This window comes from Blastomonas sp. UPD001 (assembly GCF_003426715.1).
Lineage (GTDB): Bacteria > Pseudomonadota > Alphaproteobacteria > Sphingomonadales > Sphingomonadaceae > Blastomonas.
Map to the genome: position 1 here is coordinate 1 of NZ_QKVT01000195.1, position 1,097 is coordinate 1,097.

General features: G+C 69.5%; 2 protein-coding genes. Both read left to right on the forward strand.

Features of this window, described 5'->3' with window-relative positions; all coding sequences use genetic code 11:
* A partial coding sequence (locus tag DM995_RS20605) for a HesA/MoeB/ThiF family protein (protein ID WP_157973442.1) occupies window positions 1–603 on the forward strand: 603 nt, incomplete at its 5' end.
* 30 nt (window positions 604–633) lie between these two features.
* The gene (locus tag DM995_RS20610) at window positions 634–1,041 is read left to right on the forward strand and encodes an MAPEG family protein (protein ID WP_157973443.1); all 408 of its coding nucleotides are present in this window, start codon (window positions 634–636) and stop codon (window positions 1,039–1,041) included.
* Window positions 1,042–1,097 lie beyond the last annotated feature (56 nt).

Here is a 1,097-nt window from a genome sequence, read left to right on the forward strand (position 1 = left end):
CTGACGCTGATCGACGGCGATGCGGTGGACCTTAGCAATCTGCAACGCCAGACGCTGTTCACGCCGCAGGATGTCGGCCAGCCCAAGGCCGAGGTTGCGGCCGCCTGGGTGCGCCGCTTCGACCCCGAATTGCAGGTCACGGCCCTCGCCGAACGACTGACGCCCGACAATGCCGCCGCCCGGCTCGCCGGGGCCGATGTCGTGCTCGACGGCACCGACAATTTCGCGACGCGGCTGCTCGTCTCCGACGCGCTGACCGACCTTCGCATCCCGCTGGTCAGCGCGGCGATCGGGCGGTTCCAGGGGCAGATCGGCACATTTCGCGGCTGGCTGGCCGATGCGCCCTGCTATTGCTGCTTTGTCGGAGATGCCTTCGATGCCGAGGATTGCGACACCTGCGCCGAACAGGGCGTGCTCGGTGCGATGGTGGGGCTGGTCGGCTCGCTCGCGGCGATGGAGGTCGTTCGCGCGATCACCGGCTTTGGCGACGATCCACGCGGCAAGCTGCATCTGATCGACGGCCTCAGCCCGCTCTGGCGGACGCTCAGGATCGCCAAGGACCCCGAGTGCAAGGCTTGCGGGGGCGCGAGCCCGGCGGCATAGTCCTCCGCACCATCTGGGAGGATGCAACCCATGACCCTGCCCGTTACCGCGCTGACCGCTGCAATCTGCGCCATCATGCTGCTCGCCACCGCCATCGCCACCGTCCGCGCGCGCTTCCGCACCCAGGCCTCGTTCGGCGATGCGGGCGATGCCGGGCTGATCAGCTCGAGCCGCGCGCACGGCAATCTCGCCGAGCACGCGCCGCTGTTCGTGATCCTGATCGGCCTGCTGGAGCAATCGAACGCCAGCCACTGGCCGCTGACCGCGCTGGCCGTGTTGTTCCTGGCGGCGCGCGGCGCGCATATCGTCGGGCTGCACCAGACGCACGGCCCCGGCAAGCCGCCCCCGCTGCGCGCGCTGGGCGTCATCGGCACCTGGATCGCCTATGCGGTGGCGATCGGCTGGACGCTGTTCCTGGTGGTAACGGTGAACGGTTGAGCCTCTCCCCTCCCCCTTGGGGAGGGGCAGGTTCAGCTTGCTGGACCGGGGTGGGC